Below are 21,473 nucleotides of genomic sequence, written 5' to 3'. Positions count from 1 at the left end.
CTATGCTGCGCGGGCACACTAGCTACGAAGACGAAGTCCGTCATTTCCGCTGGGATGTTCCAGAGAAATACAATATTGGCGTCGACGTGTGCGACAAGTGGGCGGATATCGACCCTGCTCAGATGGCCATGATTCATGAGCATAGAGACGGAAGCGTAGTGCGCATGACGTTCGGGGAGCTGCGTCGAAGGAGTAATCAGGCTGCAAACTGCTTGCGCGCACGCGGTATCGAGAGAGGAAGTCGAGTCGCGATACTTCTCGCGCAGTCTCCGCAGACTGCGATTGCGCACATTGCAGCCTTCAAGGTTGGAGCTATCTCGGTACCGCTGTTCTCGCTGTTTGGCGAGGAAGCCCTGGAGTATCGATTGAGAGACAGTGGCGCTAGCGTGCTAGTCACCGATGCTGCGGGATTGCAGAAAGTTGCGGGTATCCGCGAGCGACTCCCTGATTTGCGGTCGATACTCGTTACCGAGTCCATCGAGAATTCAGTGACCGCGGTCGAAGGCTTTGACTCGGCGCTTGACGCCGAAGCCGACGCCTATGAACCGGTAGTCACGAACGCGGACGACCCTGCAGTCATCATCTACACGTCGGGAACCACTGGAAAACCGAAAGGTGCGTTGCATGGTCACCGGGTTTTATTGGGCCACCTGCCGGGCGTGGAAATGTCGCATGGCGGCGCAGTGCGTCGAGGCGATATATTTTGGACTCCGGCTGACTGGGCATGGATTGGTGGTCTGCTGGACGTACTGCTCCCAGCGCTTCATCACGGAGTGACGATCGTCTCACGCCGGTTCGAGAAGTTCGATGCTGCGGCAGCATTCGATTTGATGAGTCGCCACGGTGTTACGCACGTCTTTCTGCCGCCGACGGCGCTCAAGATGCTGCGCACGGAGAAGTCGCCTCGCGAGCGATGGAAGTTGAGTCTACGGTCCATCGCCAGCGGCGGGGAATCGTTAGGCGCTGAACTCCTTAGTTGGGGCAAGGAAGCGCTCGGGGCGACCATCAACGAATTTTATGGCCAGACCGAATGCAACATGGTCGTTTCGTCGTGCGGCAACTGGTTTGCGGCTCGCCCAGGCGCAATCGGACGCGCAGCGCCCGGCCACGATGTGCGTGTAGTTGACGACCAGGGCACGGAGGTCGAAGTCAATGAAATCGGCAACATCGCGATTCGGTCGCCGGACCCTGTCATGTTTCTCGGCTACTGGAACAACCCGTTAGCGACCCGCGAAAAGTTCGCGGGAGATTTCCTGCTGACGGGTGACCTGGGTCGCATGGACGCCGACGGATTCATACACTACGTGGGTCGCAACGACGACGTTATTACGAGCGCCGGCTATCGGATTGGACCGGGACCGATTGAGGACTGTCTTCTTGGACACCCAGCCGTGCGTCTGGTGGCTGTTGTCGGTGTCCCGGACCCGGAGCGCACGGAAATAGTCAAAGCGTGTGTCGTGCTTGCCGACGGGTTTTCCGCTAGCGATGCACTGACGAAAGAACTACAGGACCATGTGCGTATGCGTCTCGCTGCGCATGAGTATCCGCGACTCGTCGAATACATGGAATCGCTTCCGATGACTTCGACAGGCAAGCTCATACGGCGCGAACTGCGCAACCGCTAGGCGTTGTTTGCATCCGGTCTGTCCCGTGCATTTATTGCGGTTGCGCTTCCTTGTGCTGGGCAGCCTGTGCCTCGGCATGCTTTTTCGCCATGTGTCTTCCCACTACGCAACCGCCGACGGCACCGAGGACCGCGTGATGCCCCGCATAGTGGCCCGCCACTCCACCCACCACTGCGCCTTTGAGGCAGCCGGCCGCGCTCGCCGTTTCGATTGTTAGCAAGGTCAGTGCTGTTGCAGTCAACGCAAACTTGCTCCAGGATTTCATAAATCACGTACCTGTTAGGTGAATCGGATGTTGTGGCAATTGACTGATTCGATCTCTGTCTCAGCCACGATGTTCGCGCCACTTGTGCTCGTGCTTATGCTGGCGATGCCAAGGCTCGGTGACGACGCCACAGAGTCTAGGAGGCATCGCCGGACAGAGGTGAAACGGCGGCGCGTGATTGGTAACACATAGTTACCGGACGCTTACTCGCCGCTTACTCGCGCAACCGCAGTTATCGGCCACGACAGCGCGCAATTTGGGGGCGACACACGAATGGACCTTTGGATTCAACCCTGCGCGCGGTGCGCCGACCTCTACGGAAAGGCGGCGGACGAGCCTCCACACAATGACTTAACGCGTAATGGCGGCGGCGCCGTGAAAGATGCGCGAGTCGAAGAGCACTACACCTGCATTCGGTGCGGCGGGGTATTTGCGCGCATTCTTGCTGGGCCGCAGACGAGGCAGATTTGGATGCTGCTGAACGCGGGGCAGCATTGATGTTTGCCGATTGCGCCTTTCAAGGCGCGCGCGCAACGGGTGATGTTACAAGCGGGGAGGAGTTCGATCTGATCCGCCGAAAACTCTACGAAGCTACATGCCTTTCAGCGTTGTAAAACTCGCAATCGTCTTCTTGCATACGTGCCCATAACCTCTGAGCTATCGTCCACATCTCGCCTGGAATCGCCGCGTCAGGATTCTTGACGACGACGTTGTCTGCCCGGTACTCAAACCAAGCCGTGGTTCCGTCGACTGCATGTTTTGGGTAGGCAATCCAGACCGCAACGGTAATGTTTTTGGTAACTTTCGCGCTTAGTTGTCGGTCGATTGAGTCGACAAACTCGAACAGGCGAGCTTGGTCGCTGCGTTCAAGCTTTACAGCTTTCACGAGCATAGAGCGGTCTTTGAGAAGTTCAAAAGTTGAACGCAAAAGCTCCCAGCATGCGACTTCCGCACCGAGTCCTATTGTGTCCCGCAGCCTGATTTGGCTGACTCGTTGACCCGGTACATAGGTCGGGCGCAACAGTACACGGGAGCAACGTCGAGCGAACGCACAACAAGCTCATCTACTGTTCGCTCGGTCGCTAAATGCCGAGCTTTCGCTATCGATGCAGAGAGTACTTGCTGCCAAAAAGCTTGGTTTTCGGCAACCTTCGGCGCTTCCATCGGGTGCGCTCGCTCGGGCTCAAACCCCGCATTGACAATTTGGGCGACAGCCAAATCAATCGAAGCATGAACAAGGTCGGCGTTCGCGTCTCCGCGCGCAAACAGCAGCGGCGCGAAAGTCTCGATGATTCGACGTAAGGCGAAAAGCGTCGCACCAGCTTGTGCCGCGCGATTGAGCGATTCTCCAATGAACAGCACAACGCTTCTCCAGTCGACCGTGGGATTGACGATATATTTCAACAGGGCACGCATCGCAAAATGCTGGAAGTCCATCGGTTGCGACAGTAGCCACATGAAATCCATCGCGTTTAGTGAGACATGCGACCGACGCTTGATAAGGCTCGTGAATACAAACTTCGAATACTCCCCAGGCGAACACAAACCGCTTCGGCCCGCAGCGCCCACGTACGCCTGTGGCCAAGCCCCTTTGATGCCACAGAGTACGCTGGCAAGCTCTCGAAGACGACCATCCAGCGTAAGAAGTAAAGCATTCTTCTCCAGAGCAAGAAGGAGCGCATCGTACGACTCATCGTCGATTACTTCGCGAAATTTCAAAAGGTCGGATGGCGGGTCCTCAACGCCGTAGACGGGGACAACCTGGCAGTATTTGCCCACGCAGTCGCGCAGGTGAAGGAGATACGCGCGCCGCTTCTCATGATAGGAGTCGTCGAGTTCCGTGAGTACGATACGACCATCTTGCTCCGCCATATTCGCTCTGCTCTTGTTGCCTTCTTCGTCCGTGATAAGGCTGTCGAGAACACCGGATTCAGAGGCGCTAAGAAATACAGTGGGACTGTAGGCCAATACCTTTTCAAGTCCGGCCGCCACCAGTTCGTTCATTGTCGCAAGGTCAACTACCACTGCTTGGTCTTGGACCTTCAGAAGAGTCTCCGCCGCTAAACGCTCTTCGTGCGTCCCATTACAGACATACAGATTCGCTTCAACACTCTGCGGCCAATCTCCGGACACCACTGCGGCAGACGTTCCTAAGAGTTTGGCCACGATACCCACGGTGACCTGGCCGTGCTGATAGGCGTCAAACACGTCGCGTACGCGCTCGCTACGCTGTTTGAGCATCCCCAAGATGCGCGAGAGGTCGTAGTTGCCGTCTGGAGTTTGATGCAAGTCTATTGACGTCAGGCTTCCACTTTTTCCGACCGATTTGCGCATAACTTCTTGTGCGGAATGCGCCAACCAGCGGAAAGACGACGTGAGGCCTGAGACGCGGTACTTCTGGAGTGCTCCCATCCCGTCTGAGACCATGACTTCATCACCGACACGCTTTCCCTTCAGTGATTCGAAGACCGGCGAAGATGTCGGGAAAAAATTGCTGGCATCCGGTACGTTGTTCAGACCGTCTGGGTCGACAACCACACTTTTGTCGTCACCAAATTCGTCAGTAAGCGTGACAGCGCAACCACTGGAAACCAGCGTTGGCTCGGCTGGCATGCTCTCGGGTGGTAAGGTGAGGATGTGACCGAGATAGGCCGATGCTGCTTCCGTGCTGTTCAATGCCTCTCGGAAGGCCTGGTAGAGCCGCTTGAAGCCTCGCTCCTTGGCACCGAATTCGATTTCTAGCCGCGCTAATTGGGCTCGATACCGAAGCGGGCCCTCCAGCATTAACGGAATATCTTGTGAGAGGAATTCGCGCAGAGCGCTGGCGCGCTTTTGGGCGATGAAGACCGAGGCCACGAATCCCCAAGCGTCTGCGCGCTCAGGATGCGCCACTAGATGCAGTTCTGCTAGTTTGGACAGTTGCTCCCAGTCGCCTGCGGCACGTGCCAACTCCACTGCGTCCTCTCTGACGCTTGAGTCTTCGAGCGCGTCCTCTGGGAATGACCGCAGCATCTGCAGCGCGCGCTTTCGCGAGCCACGCTGAACCAAGGCGCTGAAAAGTAGCCGGTGAGGCTCGCTGAAATACCCCGTTGGCAGTCGCTTTTCGAGGCACAAAACGACATCGTCGAATCGGTTCGCAAAAAGGAAAAGCTGTGAAGCCAAGACGACATCGCGCGTCGAAGCCTCCCCTGTGATGCATTTAGACAGTGCCTCAATCGCAGCGTCAGCCCAAGGCATCTGCTCTCGCTTCGCAATCGTTAGCGCTGTAACTTTCGCGCTAGTCGACTTCAACTGCCGCGCGGAAGCCTCAGTGAGCACGCCAGCCAGTTCTGCGGTCTTACCTTGCCGGGCAAGCAGAAGCCATCCGAAGGCTTCAACATCATCTGGGCAGCGCTTGCCTTCCTCCTCTTCATTCAATGCGCATACAACCGCATCGAAAACCGCCGTGTCGCCGCGTCGTGCAGCCATCTCAGCAACGATAAGTCTGCCTTCGCTGTCGAGGTTGGCGATGTTTTGCTTGCCGAACTCGAAAGCATCGTCGCCTGACCCACTACGGAAGCAACTCTCAAGGCAAACGCGTCCAAGCTGCCCCTCGCCCGGGAAACGCTTCACGGCTTCAAGCAAGATTTCTCGCGCTAGGTCGGCACGGTCAATCATCATGTACGCGTAACCGAGGCACGCGGCGGCCTGACTCAGCGAATAAACGCTCTGCCGGCTCCATAAGACCTTGTCGACCGGCTCAAAAGATGGAATCTGCTCTGCCAATGATGCTTTTATCGCGGGCGCTATGATGCCGTTGCTCGCGAGTACCCCGTCTTCCGTCGCTTCGTTGACAGTCGCAAGCAACCGTAGAGCGTTGACCTCAAAACTTTTGTCCCCTTTTTGCTGGGCAGCCTTAGCCATTCGGCCGGCTTCCGCGTAGTCGCCTGCAAGAACCTGAAGCCAAGCGAAAACATGCAAGACGTCTGCGGACTCTCGCATTTCAGGCGGTACTGCCTTCCATTCCGGCGTCGCGCCGCTCCTGTCACTCGCTTGTGCCCACGCAGTGAATACTCCTTCCGATGCAGGAAAGCGTTGACGTAGTTCGTCACCGAGAGTCAGCGCGGCCGGGTAATCCTCAAGTAGCAGCATGCCTCGAACGGCGTTGCCGGCAACCTTCTCATCCTGTGGCGTAAGGCGATATGCAGCCGCGAATTCTTCGGCAGCCGAGGTGAAGTCATCCTTCTGCCAGTAGCAGTGCGCGCGCTGGGTATGCCAACGGGCGCGTTGATGGATGTCGAGAACACTTAGGTCTTTTCCCAGAACGCTGAGATTGGCGAGCGCGTCATCGAACTTGCCAGCCAGCAACAGCGCCTTTACCCCATCGAGCTGGCCATCCATCACCTTGTCCAGCGAGCCCGCACGAGCCTCCGGGATGCCGCGCGCCAGCGATTCGGATGATTGGAACATCGTCCGCATTTCGCCTGCGAACCTCTCAAAGGTAACCTTCTGCTCAGCGAATGCTTGACGTTGTTCCCAAAATGCACCGCCCGGCATGTGCGGAGCGAGCATCGTTTGCAGTTGCGGGAAACGCCGGACGTATGACTCAAGCGTGTCCCAAAAGGCGACGCTGACGCGAAATTTCCCATTCGCATGCCGAGCGTCCGATAGATTCGCGGCGTATTCGACCAGCGCGACGTCGTTGGGTCCCGTCGTCGCGATAATCAGTTCTTCAATTTTTACTTTGCCACCATCAGCGAGTCCGACCTCCTCATCAATGATTTTTTTCGTCAGCGAGCCATAGGTCTTTCGTTTGCACTGGACCCCGTAACGTTTGCCTTTGCGCATCGCAAAGATGTCGACGCCGTTCTGCTTTTGCCCAGACCGGCCATTCTTCGTCGCGGTCGGGTCGTCGAAGATCTCGCTGTAAACGGTGTGGCAGAAGTCCTCAAAATCTTCGGCCGTGCGAGGCGGCTGTACCCCGGTGCTGTACGGAATCATGTGGTGGTGTTGTGCGTATTTGTCAGGCCAAGCTTACCGCGCTTCATCCAAGACTGGGAGCCGTGACCCTGAAAACAGCCCGCCCAGCGCCGGGCGCAGGACGGGATTTGATTCGAGGCATCAGTCAGGCGGCTTTACACGGGACCGGAGAACGCCTCTAACCAAGAGCGGAGAATTCACCGTACGCCTGCCGCAGAGCGGTCAGCGCTTCATCGACGGCGCGTTCGCTTTTCAGGTGGGCAACAAGCTCGTCGAGACGAGTCTCCTCGACGGGAAAGTCCTTATCATGTTTGATGTCTCGAGCAAGGTCGCCAACCCAATCCCCCCGGTCAACCTGCATCACAATCCATCGATGAAAAGCGCTACGAGAGGCTTCTCGTAACGCTGCTGCAGCCTGGAAGTTCCGCGCCTCCTCGTTGAGGGCGTTCACAGCATTCATCGGCCTATGAAAGCTTCGATGCCACGACGTTGGCCGCGAATCCAAAGACTCCAGCTCGCGGATGTAGCGTTCGACTGTCCTGGGGCCGTGCTCAATCGCGAAGTGGTCTAAGGGTCTAAATAAATCGCATTGGGCGCAGTAATACCGGCTGACATCGTCTTCATTTCGGTCGCCGTGAAAATAGTAGCGCCGACGCGAGTCCGCCTGAACGGTGAGTTTCGGTTTTATAGCGGGGTGAGCGGGTGTGTGCTTTGTGAGCAAAGCCCAATTTGAAAACCCATGCTGTCGAGCGAGGTGATCCTGAGCTTGATGGAGCGGAATAGCTTCTTGGCGCGCAAGGCGCTTAGCGTTGCGGCGCAGTTGCTCGACTTGAGCGGCGGAAAGTGGATTGCTCATGGCTTTGTCCTTAGCCGCAGGAAGCCTATGCACCCACACACGGATTCAACCGCGGCCCAAAGAGTTGGCCATGCACAAAAGAGACTTTTACGCTGCCGAAACCGACTTCGCCAATGTGGGCGGGCGAGCCTGCGTCGAAGGCTCAGAATCTAAGTTTAGCACGACGTACCCACGAGGCAGGCAACGTTCACTTCAGCACCGGCACGCCCGCTCGGCGGAATCATTCCTTGACAGCCTTTTCGGAACTTCCCATGGAAGACAGGCGATTTCGGGTCGACGGATTAGAAGCGTTTACCTTGCGAAATCAAGTGCATGAAGTCGAGTAACAGCTTCTTCTGCGGAAATTTCACTGTTGTGTAACGACTTCTAATCCGTATTGCCACAACACATCGCGCGGTTCCAGTTACTCCCTCACTCAACCGTCACCGACTTCGCCAGATTCCGCGGCTTATCCACATCCGTCCCACGCGCACACGCCGTGTGATACGCAAGCAACTGCAGCGGCACGACGTGCAGAATCGGCGAAAGCACGCCGTAGTGTTCAGGCATCCGGATCACATGGAGCCCTTCCGCATTGACGATGCGCGTATCCGAATCCGCGAACACATAAAGCTGACCGCCGCGCGCGCGCACTTCTTGAATATTCGACTTCAGCTTCTCGAGCAGCGCATCGTTCGGCGCCACCGTCACCACCGGCATCGCCTCGGTAACGAGCGCAAGCGGCCCATGCTTCAGCTCGCCAGCGGGATAAGCCTCCGCATGGATATACGAGATTTCCTTCAGCTTCAACGCGCCTTCAAGCGCAATCGGATAGTGCAGCCCGCGGCCAAGGAACAGCGCATTTTCCTTACGCGAGAACTCTTCCGACCACGCGATGATCTGCGGCTCGAGCGCAAGCACGCTGTTCAACGCAGCCGGCAGGTGGCGCAGCTGCTTGATATAGCTGCTTTCCTGCGACGCGCCGAGATGCCCGCGCAGCTTGCCCAAGGTCACCGCGAGCACGAACAGCGCAACGAGCTGCGTCGTAAATGCCTTCGTCGACGCAACACCGATCTCGCGCCCCGCATGCGTGAGAAACGCGAATTCAGTCTGCCGCACCATCGCGCTCGTGCCGACGTTGCAGATCGCGAGCGTATGGTTGTGGCCAAGCGACTGCGCGTGCTTGAGCGCGGCGAGCGTGTCGGCCGTTTCGCCCGACTGTGAGATCACCACAACCAGTGCGTTCGGGTTCGGCACCGAATCTCGGTACCGGTACTCGCTCGCAATCTCGACTTGCGTCGGAATCTTCGCGATCGATTCGAGCCAGTATTTCGCCGTGAGGCCCGAGTAGTAGCTCGTGCCGCACGCGAGAATCAGCAGGCTGTCGATCTTCTTGAACACCTGCGGTGCGTTCTCGCCGAACAGCGCCGCATCGATCGAATCGGCGGCCGGAATCGTGTCGCTGATCGCGCGCGGTTGCTCGAAAATTTCCTTCTGCATGAAGTGGCGATACGGGCCCAGCTCAACCGCGCCGCCGTACGCGGCCACCTGCCGCACTTCGCGCTGCGCCGCCTGGCCGTCGCGATCGGCAATGCGCACACCATCGAGCCGCAATTCGCAGACGTCACCTTCCTCAAGGAAGATAAAGCGATCGGTGCTGCCCGCCAGCGCAAGCGCATCGGACGCGAGGAAGTTCTCACCCTCGCCGAGGCCCACCACGAGTGGCGAGCCTTGACGCGCACCGACCACCGTATGCGGCTGGTCCTTATGCAGCACCGCGATCGCATACGCGCCATGCAGTTGCTGCACCGTTTCGCGCACCGCCGCGAACAGGTCGCCACGGTAGACGCTGTGGATCAGATGCGCAATCACCTCGGTGTCGGTCTGCGAGACGAACTCGTAACCCTTGCCGCGCAGCATCTCGCGCAGCGTCTCGTAGTTTTCGATGATGCCGTTGTGCACGATCGCGAGCGTGTCGCGCGAGAAGATCGGGTGCGCGTTGTCCGTGACCGGCGCGCCGTGCGTCGCCCAGCGCGTATGCGCAATACCCGTTTCGCCACCGAGCTTCGTTTCGCGGACCTGATCGTCGAGATCGGCGACACGCGCGACGCTGCGCGCGCGGCGCGGCTCGCCATTGGCCAGCACGGCCACACCGCATGAATCGTAGCCGCGGTATTCGAGCCGCCGCAGCCCCTCGATCAGAACCGAAACGATGTTACGTTGCGCAACCGCGCCGACAATACCGCACATAGCGATGATCCTTTTTGCAGAGTTGGGCTGCTGAGTTCAAGCCAGCTTTTCTATCAGCTTTTCTTTTTGGTCGGGCGCACATAACCATGCTTGCCCGTTTGTGTCTTCTCGTTAAGCACGAGGACGCCTTCTTCGACGTCCTTCCATACCGTCGTGCCGGCCGCGATCGTCGCGCCGCGACCGACGCGCACCGGCGCCACAAGTTGCGTATCGGAGCCGACGAACACGTCGTCTTCGATTACCGTGCGCAGCTTGTTCGCGCCATCGTAGTTGCAGGTGATCGTGCCGGCGCCGATATTGACGCGCGTGCCGACATCGGAATCGCCGACGTAGCTCAGATGGTTCGCCTTCGAGCCGCGGCCGATCGCCGCGTTCTTCACTTCGACGAAGTTGCCGATATGCACTTCGTCCGCAAGCGCCGCGCCGGGCCGCAGCCGCGCATAGGGCCCGACCACTGCCTGCGCGCCGATTTCAGCGCCTTCGATATGTGTGAACGCATCGATACGCGTGCCCGCGCCGATCGTCGCGTTGCGGATCACGCAGTTCGGGCCGATCGATACGTTGTCGGCCAGCTTCACCTGCCCTTCGAACACGCAGTTGACGTCGATCGATACGTCGCGCCCGCAGTCGAGCGCGCCGCGCACATCGATGCGCGCCGGGTCCGCGAGCGTCACGCCCGCGACGAGCAGCGCATCGGCGACGTTGCGCTGATGGATGCGCTCGAGTTCCGCGAGCTGCTGCTTGCTGTTGACGCCGAGCGTCTCCCATTCTTCGTCGGGCTGCGCGGTGACGATTTCGAGGCCCGCTTCGATCGCGAGCTCGACGACGTCGGTCAGATAGAACTCACCCTGCGAGTTGTCGTTCTTCAGCGCCGCGAGCCACGCTTGCAGACGCGCAGTAGGCATCACGACAATGCCCGTATTGATCTCGCGAATTTTCTGCTGCTCGGGCGTCGCATCTTTCTGTTCGACGATGCGTTCGACCTTGCCCGCTGCGTTGCGCACCATGCGGCCATAGCCTTGCGGATCGTCGAGCGTAACCGTCAGGACACCGTAGCCGTTCTGGCCGGCGCCTTCGCACAGCCGCTGCAGCGTGCTCGCGCGCGTGAGCGGCACGTCGCCGTACAGCACGAGCGTCGGCACCGACGGATCGAGCAGCGGCAGCGCCTGCTGCACCGCATGCCCGGTGCCGAGCTGTTGCTCCTGCACGGCGAACTGCACATCGGGCGCCGCGACGGCCGCGCGCACGGCCTCGGCGCCATGGCCGATCACGACGACAAGTCGAGTCGGTTCGAGCGTGCGAGCCGTGCTGATGACATGCGAGAGAAGTGGCCGACCGGCCAGTGGATGTAGCACTTTTGGCAGTGCGGAACGCATCCGCTTGCCCGTGCCTGCCGCCAGAATCACGATGTTCATGTCGTGGGCGTTGGTCGAGTTTGAGGTGCGCAATTCTAACATGCTGCTTCGCGGCAAAAGCGCGGCTGACAACGGCAAAACAGCGCTTTTATGTGGGCCTTCTGACAGAAAATGACGTGTGCAAATGCGCGGTATCGATGCATCCGCAAGCACACTTTTACGCGTTGCCGATGCAGAAACGATACATCGCAAACGTTAAACAGCTCACTGAGTAGATCACCGAGCAGATCACCCGCGCACGTCGCCACGTGCGTGTCACTGAATACGTCGTTACGCGCATCGCCGCGCAACGCGAATAAGCACGTTGGAATAACCCTCCGCGCCGAGCGTTCTTTCGGTTGTACCCACGCCCGCATTGACCCGCACCCCGACCCGATTGACCGAACCGCCGACGGAGAGATCTCCTTGCAAGCGCCATCGCCCAATACGCTGCCGTCCCCGGCCGATATCGACGCCCGTCGCGCCCCGTTATTCACCCCGCCGATGCCCGAGTTGCCGGCGCGGCGCGTCTCGGCAACAGGCTTCGTTCATGCGATGCGCAACGACGGTCTCCGGCTCTGGACCCGCGACGCCTACGAGGCGGACTACGTCGAAGAACGCCTGTTCCACCAGAAGCGCGTGCTGGTCAACAAGCCCGACATGATTCACCGCGTGCTGGTGGAGAACGCCGCCAATTACCCGCGCACCGACTATGCGGTTCGCCTGATCCGTCCGATCGGGCGCTACAGCGTGTTACTCGCGACCGGCGAGCAATGGAAGCATCAGCGCCGCACGATCGCGCCGACGCTCGCGCCAAAGATGCTCCCCGTGCTGGCGCGCCATGTCGCCGCGTGCACCGAAGACGAGGTGCACGCGCTGGCCGCGCTCGACGGCGCGCCCGTCGATTTGCTGCCGGTCATGCGCCTGCTTGCGCTGAAGATCGCCGCACGCTCGATGTTCTCGCTCGAAATCCGTGAATTCGGGCCGGAGGTACGCGCCGCCGTGCAGGAATTCATGCAGCGTCACACGCGCGCGAGTCTCGCCGAACTCGTGCTGCCGTACTGGGTGCCGACGCCGCGAGACATTCCGCGCAACGGCTTTCGCCGGCGCTGGCACGCGCTCGTCGAGCGCATCATCGATGCGCGCGAACGCCAGCCCGCCGCCGACGGCCCGCGCGATCTGTTCGATGCGCTGATGGCCGCGCGCGATCCGGAAACCGGCGCCGCATTCAGCCGCGTCGAACTCGCCGACCAGGTCGGCACGATGATTGTCGCGGGCCATGAGCCGACCGGCCTGACCTTGCTGTGGGCGCTTTATCTGCTGGCGAACACGCCCGCTGCGCAGGCCGCGCTCGCCGACGAAGTGCGCGACGTCGATCTAAGCCCCGAACGTGCCGGCGACGCGCTCAAAGCGCTACCGTACACACGTGCGGTCATCGACGAAACCTTGCGCCTTTATCCGCCCGCCTGGGTGATCTTGCGTCATTGCGTCGAACCCGACGCGCTCGAAGGGCTGGCCGTCACGCGCGGCACGCAGATGATGATCAGCCCGTGGGTGCTCCATCATCACCGCGGCTTCTGGCAGAACCCCGACGCATTCGACCCGACGCGCTTTCTGCGCGGTGCGCCGGCTCCGGAGCGCTTCACGTATCTGCCGTTCGGCACCGGGCCGCGCGTCTGTATCGGCGCACAGTTCACACTCGCGGAAACGACGCTCGCCCTTGCGCGTCTGGTGCAGGCGTTCGACGCGCAACTCGCGAGCGACGAGCCGGTGCGGCCCATCGGCCGCGCGACGACCATTCCGGACCGGCCGCTGTGGTTCCGGCTCAAGCCGCGCCACGCGCGACGTTAGACTTCGGTTTCGGCCTGCTGCGCCTTCAGCGACGGACGAACGAATTCGATCCGTGTCTCGTTCGAGCGCGAGAACACGAGCGGCGCCTGCTCATACGAGGTGTCGCCGAACAGCGATGCTTCGTCGACTTTCGCCAGCCCGGTTGCGAGGCCGCGGAAATCGAAGAGGCTGGTATCGGCGAGGTGAGAAGGAACGACGTCGGCCAACGCGCGGAACACATTGTCGACGCGTCCCGGGGTTTCCCGCTCCCATTGCTGCAGCATCTGCTTGACCTTCATCCGCTGCAGGTTTTCCTGAGAACCGCACAGGTTGCACGGGATGATCGGATAGTCGACCGCGCGCGCGTACGTCGCGATGTCCGCCTCCTTGCAATACGCGAGCGGGCGAATCACGATGTGCTTGCCGTCGTCGGTGGCCAGCTTCGGCGGCATCGCCTTCATCTTTCCACCGAAGAACATGTTCAGGAAGAAAGTCTCGACGATATCGTCGCGATGATGGCCGAGCGCGATCTTGTTCGCGCCCACTTCCTTGGCGGTGCGGTAGATCACGCCGCGGCGCAACCGCGAGCACAGCGAGCAGGTGGTTTTGCCCTCGGGCACCTTTTCCTTGACGATCGAATGCGTATCGGCCTCGACAATGCGGTAGTCGACGCCAAGCGACTCGAGATACTGCGGCAGCACTTCCTCCGGAAACCCGGGGTGCTTCTGGTCGAGATTCATCGCCACGATCTCGAACTTCACCGGCGCCCGTTTCTGAAGGGCCAGCAGCACGGAAAGCATCGTGTACGAATCTTTTCCGCCACTCATGCACGTCAGAATCCGGTCGCCGTCTTCAATCATGTTGAAGTCGGCAATCGCCTTGCCTGCCAGCGATTGAAGACGCGTTTCGAGGCGGAAAAAATTGTTTGAGGCTTTCATGGTTCGTGGGGGTCCGCAGATGCAGGGGTGACGGCGCCCGACGCGGCAACCGGACGGTCGTCCGGCCTCGGCCGGACCAGCTGCATATGATACATCGAAGCAAAATCAAAGACTTGCCGCGATGTGCACGGTTACCGCCCGTTCCTTCCATGCGACTACCCGCCCCGGTTGTCGCGGATCACCTTGTCGGCCTCGGCCTGCGCTTCGCCGGCCACGCCGTCATGCACGCGCGTCGCCAGCGGCGCGAGCGGCGCGCCGGCATCGAGCACATGGCCTTCGCGTGCGTGCGTATCGACGCTCACGCGCATCGAAAGACCGATTCGCAACGGATGCGCGGCGAGATCCGCCGGCTCGATCGAAATCACCACCGGCACGCGCTGCACGACCTTGATCCAGTTGCCCGCCGCGTTCTGCGGCGGCAGCATCGAAAACGCGCTGCCGGTGCCCGCTGAAAACCCTTCGACGCGCCCGCGGTACGTGACATTCGAGCCGTAGATATCCGAGTGAATCCGCACCGTCTGGCCGACGCGCATGTTCCTGATCTGCCCCTCCTTGAAGTTCGCCTCGATCCACAAGCCGTGGAGTTGCACGATCGACATCAGCGCGACGCCGGGCCCGACCTGTTGCCCGACCTGCACGGTGCGCTGCCCGACGACGCCGTCGAGCGGCGCAATGATCGCGGTCCGCTTCAGGTTGCGCCACGCCAGCTTGAACTGCGCGACGGCCTGCACGACCGCCGGGTTGTCCTCGACCGCGCGGCGGCTACCGAGCGCGCGCGCCGCATCAAGCTGCGCCTGCGCGGCGGCGAGCTGCGCCTGCGCGCCCGCGGCCGCGGCGCGCGCGCGGGACAGTTCCTCCGGCGACACGACTTCCACCGGCGCATGATCGCGCGCGGCAAGCGCGCGTCGCGCGAGGTCAAGATCGGCTTGTCGTGCTTTCACCGCTTCGGCGTACATCGTCGTCGAATAGCGCGCGTTGGCGGCCTGCTGCACCGCCTGCGCGAGCTGCGCCTTCGCCTGTGCCAGCGCGACCGACGCCTCTGCATCGTCGAGTTTCACGAGCGTCTGCCCCGTGCGCACGTGCTGTGTGTTGGCAGCGAGCACGTCGATCACGGTGCCCGCGGTCTGCGCCGCGACCTGTACGACGTTGCCGGCCACATACGCGTCGTCGGTGTCTTCGCGAAAGCGCGCATTGGCGAACCAGTGGACCGCCGCCGCCATCGCAGCGAGCGCGACCGCCGCGCCGAACATCGCGAAGCGGCGCCGGCGCGTCGCGCGTTTGAGGGCCAGCGCTGCCGCATCGGGTTCGAGCACGGCTGGGTTGGAATGCAGAGTGGTTGGATCGTGAGCCATCAGTCGAAGTGTGTAACGGTGAGCCCGTCGTACGTCGGAAAGGCCGCGTTCAATCGGGAAATCGGCGTTGCCGGCAGCGTGCGTTTATCGAAGCCGCCGCCGAGCAGGCCGATCAGCGCGACACGCAGTGCGCGCCTTTGTGCAAGCAGATCGATCAGCTGCGCGCGTTCGTCGTAGAGCGTGAGCTTCACGCTGTTCACATCCTTCTGCATCAACAGCCCGCGCCGGTGACGCTCTTCAGCAATCGACACGCTGCGCTGCGCGGCGTCGGCGGCATCGCGTTCGCCGGCCACCAGCCGGTCGAGCGTCGACAGCGATACCAGCGTGCGCGCCACATCGCCGAGCGCGGCATCGACAGTTTTGTTGTACAGGCCGATCGCGACGTCGGCGTTCGCGGTGTTTCCGTTGAGTTTGGCCATCAGCCGCTTGCGGTCGAAGATCGGCAGCGATACCGCCGGGCCGATCGAGCCCGACAGCGCCTGGCGTGAAAACAGCGCGCCCGGCGTCAACGCGAGCAGGCCCGCGAAGCCGACCAGGTTCACATCCGGATAGAACTCCGCGCGCGTGCCGTCGATCGCCGCGTAAGCGGCTTCGACACGCAAGCGCGCGGCGACGATGTCGGGCCGCCGGCCGAGCAGGTCGGCCGGCAATTGAGCAGGCAGCGGCGCATCGGCGAGATTGACGGGATGCGGCCGCGTCAACGCGAGCCCGCGCTCCGGACCGCCTCCCGACAGCACGCCCAGTTGCAGTTGCGCGAGCTGGATGCGTTCGTCGGCCAGCGCGATCTGCGCGATCAGCTTGTTGCGGCGCACGGCCGCTTCTTCGGCGTCGTAGTGGTTGTCGATGCCGCGCGCCGCACGCTCGCGCAGCGCGCCGGCGATCTGGTCGCCTGCGTCGCGCTTCTCGACCCACAGGTCGCGCAGCGCATACGCATGATCGAGTTCGCAGTACAGCGTGACGATCGCGACCGCAAGCGTGAGCCTCACCTGCTCCGCATCGACGCGCGCGGCGTCGCGCAGCGACAGCAGTCCGCGTGTCGCCGCCTTGTTGCGCCCCCACAGATCAAGCTGGTAATCGAGTCCGACAAACAACGACGACGGCGTCTGGCTGGCATCGCCGAACAGTTGCACCGGTATGTCATAGCCATTGGCCGACACATTCGCGACGCTGTCCGTCTGCGGCATGCGTGCCTTGCTGACCGTCGCGCCCGCCGTGGCGCTCAGTCCGGTCAGCGACGAAAACTGCTGCAACTGCGCCTGCGCGCTATGGATGCGCGCCTTCGCGACCTGCAGGTCCGGATTGTGCGCGTACGCTTCGGCCACGAGGCCGTCGAGTTGCGGATCGCCGAACTGGCGTACCCAGTCGGGCGCGGGCCAGCCGCCGCCATTCAGCGCTTTCGCCACGTCGGCAGTGGTTGTTGCGAGTGCGTTCGCATCCGGTTCGCGCAGTTCCAGAGTCGGCGCGACACCGGCGGGCGCGCAGCCACACGCGAGCAAGGCCGTTATACAGAGCGCGAAAATGGCGGCCGCCGGGCGAGCGCTCATCCTCGGTACTCCCGCGTCGGCGCCGCTGCACGCATGCCTGGGTGCGGACGCGCGGCATCGAACGGCCCGAACCGGCACGCGAGCCCGTCGAGCACGCCGTACAGAATGCCCTTTAGCTTCGCGAGCTTGTCGCGCTCGCCCAGCACGATCCCGACGATCTGCCACAGCGTCAGCAGGTTCGGCAGCAGCGCGACCGGAAAGCGTGCGCCGTACTGCGTCGCGATCAGCATCGCGTTGCGCGCGCTGTAGTAGCGCCGCGTCCACGAGTGATTCATTGTCGCGATCCGGAACGGGCCGATACGGACCCACGTCTTCGCGCCGATGCGATGCCGCAGCACCAGCGATGGCACGAGGTAGACCGGCACATTGCGCGCCAGCGCGCGAAAGCAATATTCGGTATCGACGTGATCGATAAAGAGCGCTTCGTTGAATGCGCCGAGCGCCGCGTACGCCTCGCGCGACAGCACGCTGCCCGACGAGATCAGGAACGCGCAGCGCACCGGTTCCGGCGTCGCGTCCAGCCGCAGATGCCGCACGGAGATGCCGCTGCTCTCGAACACCGGCAGGAACTGGCCGTCGTTTTCGTCGAGGATGCGCGGCCCGGCAATGAACGGCCTGCCGGTGAACCGCGTAGCGAGCGCGCGCATGGTCGGAAAGTAGGCGGGCGGCACGATCGAATCCTGATCGAAGAGTGCGACCGCATCGACCGTGTCGAGCAGGCGCGCGAGCCCGGCGTTATACGCACCCGCAATGCCGCCGCGATTGCCGTGATGAAGCAGCGTGTAGCCGCCGTGGGCAGCCGCGGCCGCCGCGCGGGAGTCGGGCTGCGGCGTGTTGTCCACCACGACGAGCGCGTCGCATGCGTCGTGCAGCGGCGCCAGCCGAGCCAGCTGCTCGACGCTGGGGTAATAGAGAATCACAAGCGCGCCAAGCCGCATGATGTTGCTCCGTTCACGTTCAATGACCTGCATGATCTTTAGTGTCCAGACGGCATGGCGGCGCCGCGCCGCGGGCGCGTGAGCCACATCAACGCCGCCAGCCCGACACAGGTGACGCAGGCAATCAGGAACATGTCGCTGGTCGCCATCATGTAGGCCTGCTGCTTCGTCACCTGATGCAGCGCGGCCACCTCGCCTGCGCCGCCGCTTATGCCGCTCATGCCGCTTACGCCGATCGCGTGCAGCGACGCGACAAAGTGCTGCGTCCCGTCGGACGCTTTCGTAACCGACTGCGCGAGCGTCGCGTAATGAAACGACGCGCGATCGTCCCAGAGCGTCACGCTCATCGCGGTGCCGAATGCCGAGGCGAGCGTGCGCAGAAAATTCGACAGGCTCGATGCAGCCGCGAGCTTGTGATCGGGCACGCGCGACAGGGTCGCCGCGGTCAGCGGAATGAAGAAGCAAGGCAGCCCAATGCCCTGGATCAGGTTCGGCGTGACGATCTGCGTGAAGGATGTCGTCAGCGTGAAATGCGTGTCCCACCACAGCACCGCCGCGAACACCAGGAAGCCGAATGTTGCGAGCACGCGCGCATCGAAACGGTGGGCATGCAGGCCCAGCAGAATCGAGCACACGAGCGCGAGCACGCCGAGCGGCGCGGTCGCGAGGCCCGCGTGAAACGCGTTGTAGCCCATCACCGACTGCAGCCACAGCGGAAACACCACGCCCACCATCGAGAAGCTCACCATGCCGAGCGAGATGACCAGCACGCAGAACGAGAAGGTGCGGTCGCGAAACAGGCTCAGGTCGATCACCGGTTGGCCCTCGCCCGCTTCCCATAGCAGCAGCGAGACGAGCGCGAGCGCGGCAACGACGGCGAGCGTGACGATCAGCGTCGAGTCGAACCAGCCGGCGTCGTGGCCGAGATCGAGCATCGCCTGCAGCGCGCCGACGCCGGCCACGAGCAGCGCGATCCCGATGAAATCGATGGGCGGCGCAGCGCCGCGCGGTGCGTCATCGCGCAGCATCGTCACGCAGACGACGAACGAGAACAGGCCGATCGGCAGGTTGATCAGGAAGATCCACGGCCACGAGAACATATCGACCAGATAGCCGCCGACCACCGGCCCGAAGATCGGTGCGAGCAGCACGATCATGCCCCACAGCGCGAGCGCGAGCGTGCGTTTCGCGGGCGGGAATGCGCGCAGCAGCATGGTCTGCGAAAGCGGGACCATCGGTCCCGAAAACAACCCTTGTAACGCGCGGCACGCGACCAGCGTGGGCAGATCGGTCGCGAGCGCGCACAGCAGCGAGGTCAGCGTGAACAGCAGCACCGCGCCGACGAAAAGCCGGGTTTCGCCGAGCCGGCGCGCCAGCCAGCCGGTCAGCGGCACCGCGATCGCCGCCGCGACCGAATACGAGCTGATCACCCACGTGCCCTGACTGTTCGATACGCCGAGGCTGCCCGAGATCGCGGGCACCGCGACGTTCGTCACGGTTGAATCGAGCACTTCGATGAAGGTCGCGAGCGATAGCGCGAACGTGAGCAGCGCAAGCCGTGCGCCGCGCAGCACGGGCGCGGACGTCGACGGCGGCCATGTGAGCGTGGCGCTCACGCGCGCCCCGCCATGGCACACTCGGGCGACCGTTCCGGCTGGGCCGGTGCGGCCGCGGCTGCAGCCGTATCGCGAGCGGCGGACGGCACGAAGCGCTCGATGAAATTCGCCGCCTGCTCGCAGCCATCCGGCGCGGCCGCGAGCTTCGCGCATGCCTGTGCGCAATGCGCGGCGATACGCGGATCGTGCAGCACACGGCCGAGCACGCGGGCCAGCCCGGCGCCGTCGAGCGGCGCGTCGCACCGCAGGCCGCAGCCGGTGTCCGCGACGCGTTGCGCGTTGTCGAACTGATCGTGCGCGAAGGGCGTGACGACCTGCGGGATGCCCGCTTCGAACGCGAGCGAAGCAGTGCCGATTCCGCCGTGATGCACGAGCGCGCGGCAGCACGGCAACAGCGAGCGCAGCGGCACGTAACGACGACGCAGCAGGCGCGGCGACGACGAGCCGTCGTCGTGCGGTGCCCCGCCCAGCAGCAGGCCGCGCGCGCCGTTGGTACGCAACGCATGCGCGACCGCCTGCGCATACCGCTCGCCATCCACCCGCGTCGATCCTGCCGTGAACACGACGGGCGGCTCCCCTTCCGCGAGGAACGCCTCGAGTTCCGCATCCGGCGCCGCATCGGCGAGATCGTTGAACAGCGGAAAGCCGCTCACCGCATAGGGCTTGGGCCAGTCCGGCTGCGGCGCTGCGAACCAGTCGGGAAACAGGCACAACACGCCTTCGGGCGAATGCAGCCAGCGCCCGAGAATGCGCGTGACCGGCGGCAGCCCGAGCGCAGCGCGTAATTCGTTCAGGCGCGGCGCACACACCGTGTCGAGCACCGTGCGCTCGATCAGCGTCATCAGCGCGGCCTTCACCGGCAGCGGCAGGCCACGCGGAATCGTCAACTGCTTGTGCACCGGCGGCGCATAGGCGGAAAGCAGCGTCGAAGGCGACACCTGCACTGATACGTACGGCGTGCCGTGCCGCTCCTGCATCAGGCGCGCGGAGAACGCCCACAGCGTGCCGACCAGCACCGTGTCCGGACCGGTCAGTGCGACAAGCGTGTCGTAATGCGGCCGCAGCAGCGGTGCGATCAGTTCCCACAGCGTCCTGAACGACGTGCGCGGATTCCATAGCGCCGGGTTGGCGAGTGCCGCCGCGTAGTGGTCCGCGTGCCCGATCGCAACGAACTCGAATCCCTCGCGCCGCGCGGCCGGCTCGAATGGCGGATGCGTGCAGAACACGATGCGATGACCGCGCGCGGCCAGCGCACGGCCGATGCCGACGAGCGGATGGATGTCGCCCGCCGAGCCGATCGCCGTGACGATGATCTGTGCCATCAGGCGCACCGTGACGGGAGATCAGTAGATACCGGGAATCAGCGCGGCGACTTCGCGCCGATACCGCACGTACGCCTCGCCGAAGTGGCCGGTGAGCCAGTTTTCCTCGACGCGCACCTTGCAGGCGAGCGACGCGAAGATCAGCGCGACACCGAGCGCACCCCGCCATGTGCCGCCGATCATCGCCGAGCCGATCAGCGCGACGAGACAACCCGTATAGATCGGATGACGCACGAGTGCATAGGGTCCAGTGCGAATCAGTTCGTGGCCGTCCTTCAGCGTGACCGACACGCTCCAGTTCGCACCGAGATGCACGCGCGCCCATACCGAGAACAGCAGGCCCGCGATGAGCATCGCAAAACCGGCGAACTGCACGTAGCCGACACTCGACATATCCGGCAGCAGCGCGGGCCGCACCGGATCGGGCAGGATCACCAGCGCGCCGCCGACGATCAGCGGAATCGCTTGCCACGTGCGCGAGCGGCGTGTTTCTTTGCGTGCGGTGGCCTTCACGGCTTGCGCGGTCGCGATCCAGTACGCGAGCCACAGGAGCCACGGGACGGCGATGACAATGCTTTGCGCGATGCTCATGAGCGGGCCTCGAT

Annotated in this window: 15 protein-coding genes; 2 read left to right on the top strand and 13 right to left on the bottom strand. The window is 62.5% G+C overall.

All coding sequences use genetic code 11. The features are described from left to right. Positions 1-2 precede the first annotated feature (2 nt). The gene (locus tag KZJ38_RS02495) at positions 3-1,625 is read left to right on the top strand and encodes an acyl-CoA synthetase (RefSeq protein WP_219798640.1); all 1,623 of its coding nucleotides are present in this window, start codon (positions 3-5) and stop codon (positions 1,623-1,625) included. A 31-nt stretch (positions 1,626-1,656) separates the two neighbouring features. On the opposite strand, the gene KZJ38_RS02490 is transcribed toward KZJ38_RS02495, so the two are convergent. The 6 genes from KZJ38_RS02490 to glmU all read right to left on the bottom strand — a co-directional run bounded on the left by KZJ38_RS02490 (position 1,657) and on the right by glmU (position 11,349). Then, a complete protein-coding gene (locus KZJ38_RS02490; protein ID WP_219798639.1) occupies positions 1,657-1,890 on the bottom strand; it encodes a hypothetical protein in 234 nt (77 codons plus the stop codon). Between the two features lie 583 nt (positions 1,891-2,473). After that, positions 2,474-2,782, bottom strand: a complete 309-nt coding sequence (locus KZJ38_RS02485; RefSeq protein WP_219798638.1) for a hypothetical protein — start codon at positions 2,780-2,782, stop codon at positions 2,474-2,476. Between the two features lie 68 nt (positions 2,783-2,850). Next, positions 2,851-6,870 carry a PIN domain-containing protein gene (locus KZJ38_RS02480; RefSeq protein ID WP_219798637.1) on the bottom strand — a complete coding sequence of 1,340 codons (4,020 nt, stop codon included), beginning with the start codon at positions 6,868-6,870 and terminating at the stop codon, positions 2,851-2,853. A gap of 157 nt (positions 6,871-7,027) precedes the next feature. Further along, positions 7,028-7,705, bottom strand: coding sequence for a YozE family protein (locus KZJ38_RS02475; protein ID WP_219798636.1), 678 nt, complete (start codon positions 7,703-7,705; stop codon positions 7,028-7,030). Positions 7,706-8,116: 411 nt separating this feature from the next. Then, on the bottom strand, positions 8,117-9,934 hold the full coding sequence (glmS, locus tag KZJ38_RS02470; protein ID WP_219798635.1) for a glutamine--fructose-6-phosphate transaminase (isomerizing): 1,818 nt from the start codon (positions 9,932-9,934) through the stop codon (positions 8,117-8,119). Between the two features lie 53 nt (positions 9,935-9,987). Continuing rightward, the gene (gene glmU / locus KZJ38_RS02465) at positions 9,988-11,349 is read right to left on the bottom strand and encodes a bifunctional UDP-N-acetylglucosamine diphosphorylase/glucosamine-1-phosphate N-acetyltransferase GlmU (protein ID WP_219798634.1); all 1,362 of its coding nucleotides are present in this window, start codon (positions 11,347-11,349) and stop codon (positions 9,988-9,990) included. Positions 11,350-11,754: 405 nt separating this feature from the next. Between glmU and KZJ38_RS02460 the strand changes: the two genes are divergently transcribed. Beyond that, positions 11,755-13,179: a cytochrome P450 gene (locus KZJ38_RS02460; RefSeq protein ID WP_219798633.1), complete on the top strand. Its 1,425-nt coding sequence runs from the start codon at positions 11,755-11,757 to the stop codon at positions 13,177-13,179. On the opposite strand, the gene ttcA is transcribed toward KZJ38_RS02460, so the two are convergent. The 7 genes from ttcA to KZJ38_RS02425 form a co-directional block, all read right to left on the bottom strand. Beyond that, positions 13,176-14,096 (bottom strand): tRNA 2-thiocytidine(32) synthetase TtcA, encoded by a 921-nt coding sequence (gene ttcA / locus KZJ38_RS02455; protein WP_219798632.1) that lies wholly within the window; start codon positions 14,094-14,096, stop codon positions 13,176-13,178. The genes KZJ38_RS02460 and ttcA overlap by 4 nt on opposite strands. 155 nt (positions 14,097-14,251) lie before the next feature. Further along, positions 14,252-15,448: an HlyD/EmrA/EmrK family protein gene (locus KZJ38_RS02450; RefSeq protein WP_219798631.1), complete on the bottom strand. Its 1,197-nt coding sequence runs from the start codon at positions 15,446-15,448 to the stop codon at positions 14,252-14,254. Next, a complete protein-coding gene (locus KZJ38_RS02445; protein WP_219798630.1) occupies positions 15,448-16,992 on the bottom strand; it encodes an efflux transporter outer membrane subunit in 1,545 nt (514 codons plus the stop codon). The genes KZJ38_RS02450 and KZJ38_RS02445 overlap by 1 nt, the downstream gene beginning before the upstream one ends. Beyond that, positions 16,989-17,933 carry a glycosyltransferase family 2 protein gene (locus KZJ38_RS02440; protein ID WP_219800085.1) on the bottom strand — a complete coding sequence of 315 codons (945 nt, stop codon included), beginning with the start codon at positions 17,931-17,933 and terminating at the stop codon, positions 16,989-16,991. The genes KZJ38_RS02445 and KZJ38_RS02440 overlap by 4 nt, the downstream gene beginning before the upstream one ends. Before the next feature lie 35 nt (positions 17,934-17,968). Then, positions 17,969-19,546, bottom strand: coding sequence for a DHA2 family efflux MFS transporter permease subunit (locus KZJ38_RS02435; protein ID WP_246641620.1), 1,578 nt, complete (start codon positions 19,544-19,546; stop codon positions 17,969-17,971). Next, positions 19,543-20,868, bottom strand: a complete 1,326-nt coding sequence (locus tag KZJ38_RS02430; protein WP_219798629.1) for a glycosyltransferase — start codon at positions 20,866-20,868, stop codon at positions 19,543-19,545. The genes KZJ38_RS02435 and KZJ38_RS02430 overlap by 4 nt, the downstream gene beginning before the upstream one ends. A 21-nt stretch (positions 20,869-20,889) precedes the next feature. Further along, a complete protein-coding gene (locus tag KZJ38_RS02425) occupies positions 20,890-21,459 on the bottom strand; it encodes a methyltransferase family protein (protein ID WP_219798628.1) in 570 nt (189 codons plus the stop codon). Positions 21,460-21,473 lie beyond the last annotated feature (14 nt).

Source organism: Paraburkholderia edwinii (assembly GCF_019428685.1).
Classification (GTDB): domain Bacteria; phylum Pseudomonadota; class Gammaproteobacteria; order Burkholderiales; family Burkholderiaceae; genus Paraburkholderia; species Paraburkholderia edwinii.
This window is presented reverse-complemented; position numbering and strand designations above follow the sequence as displayed.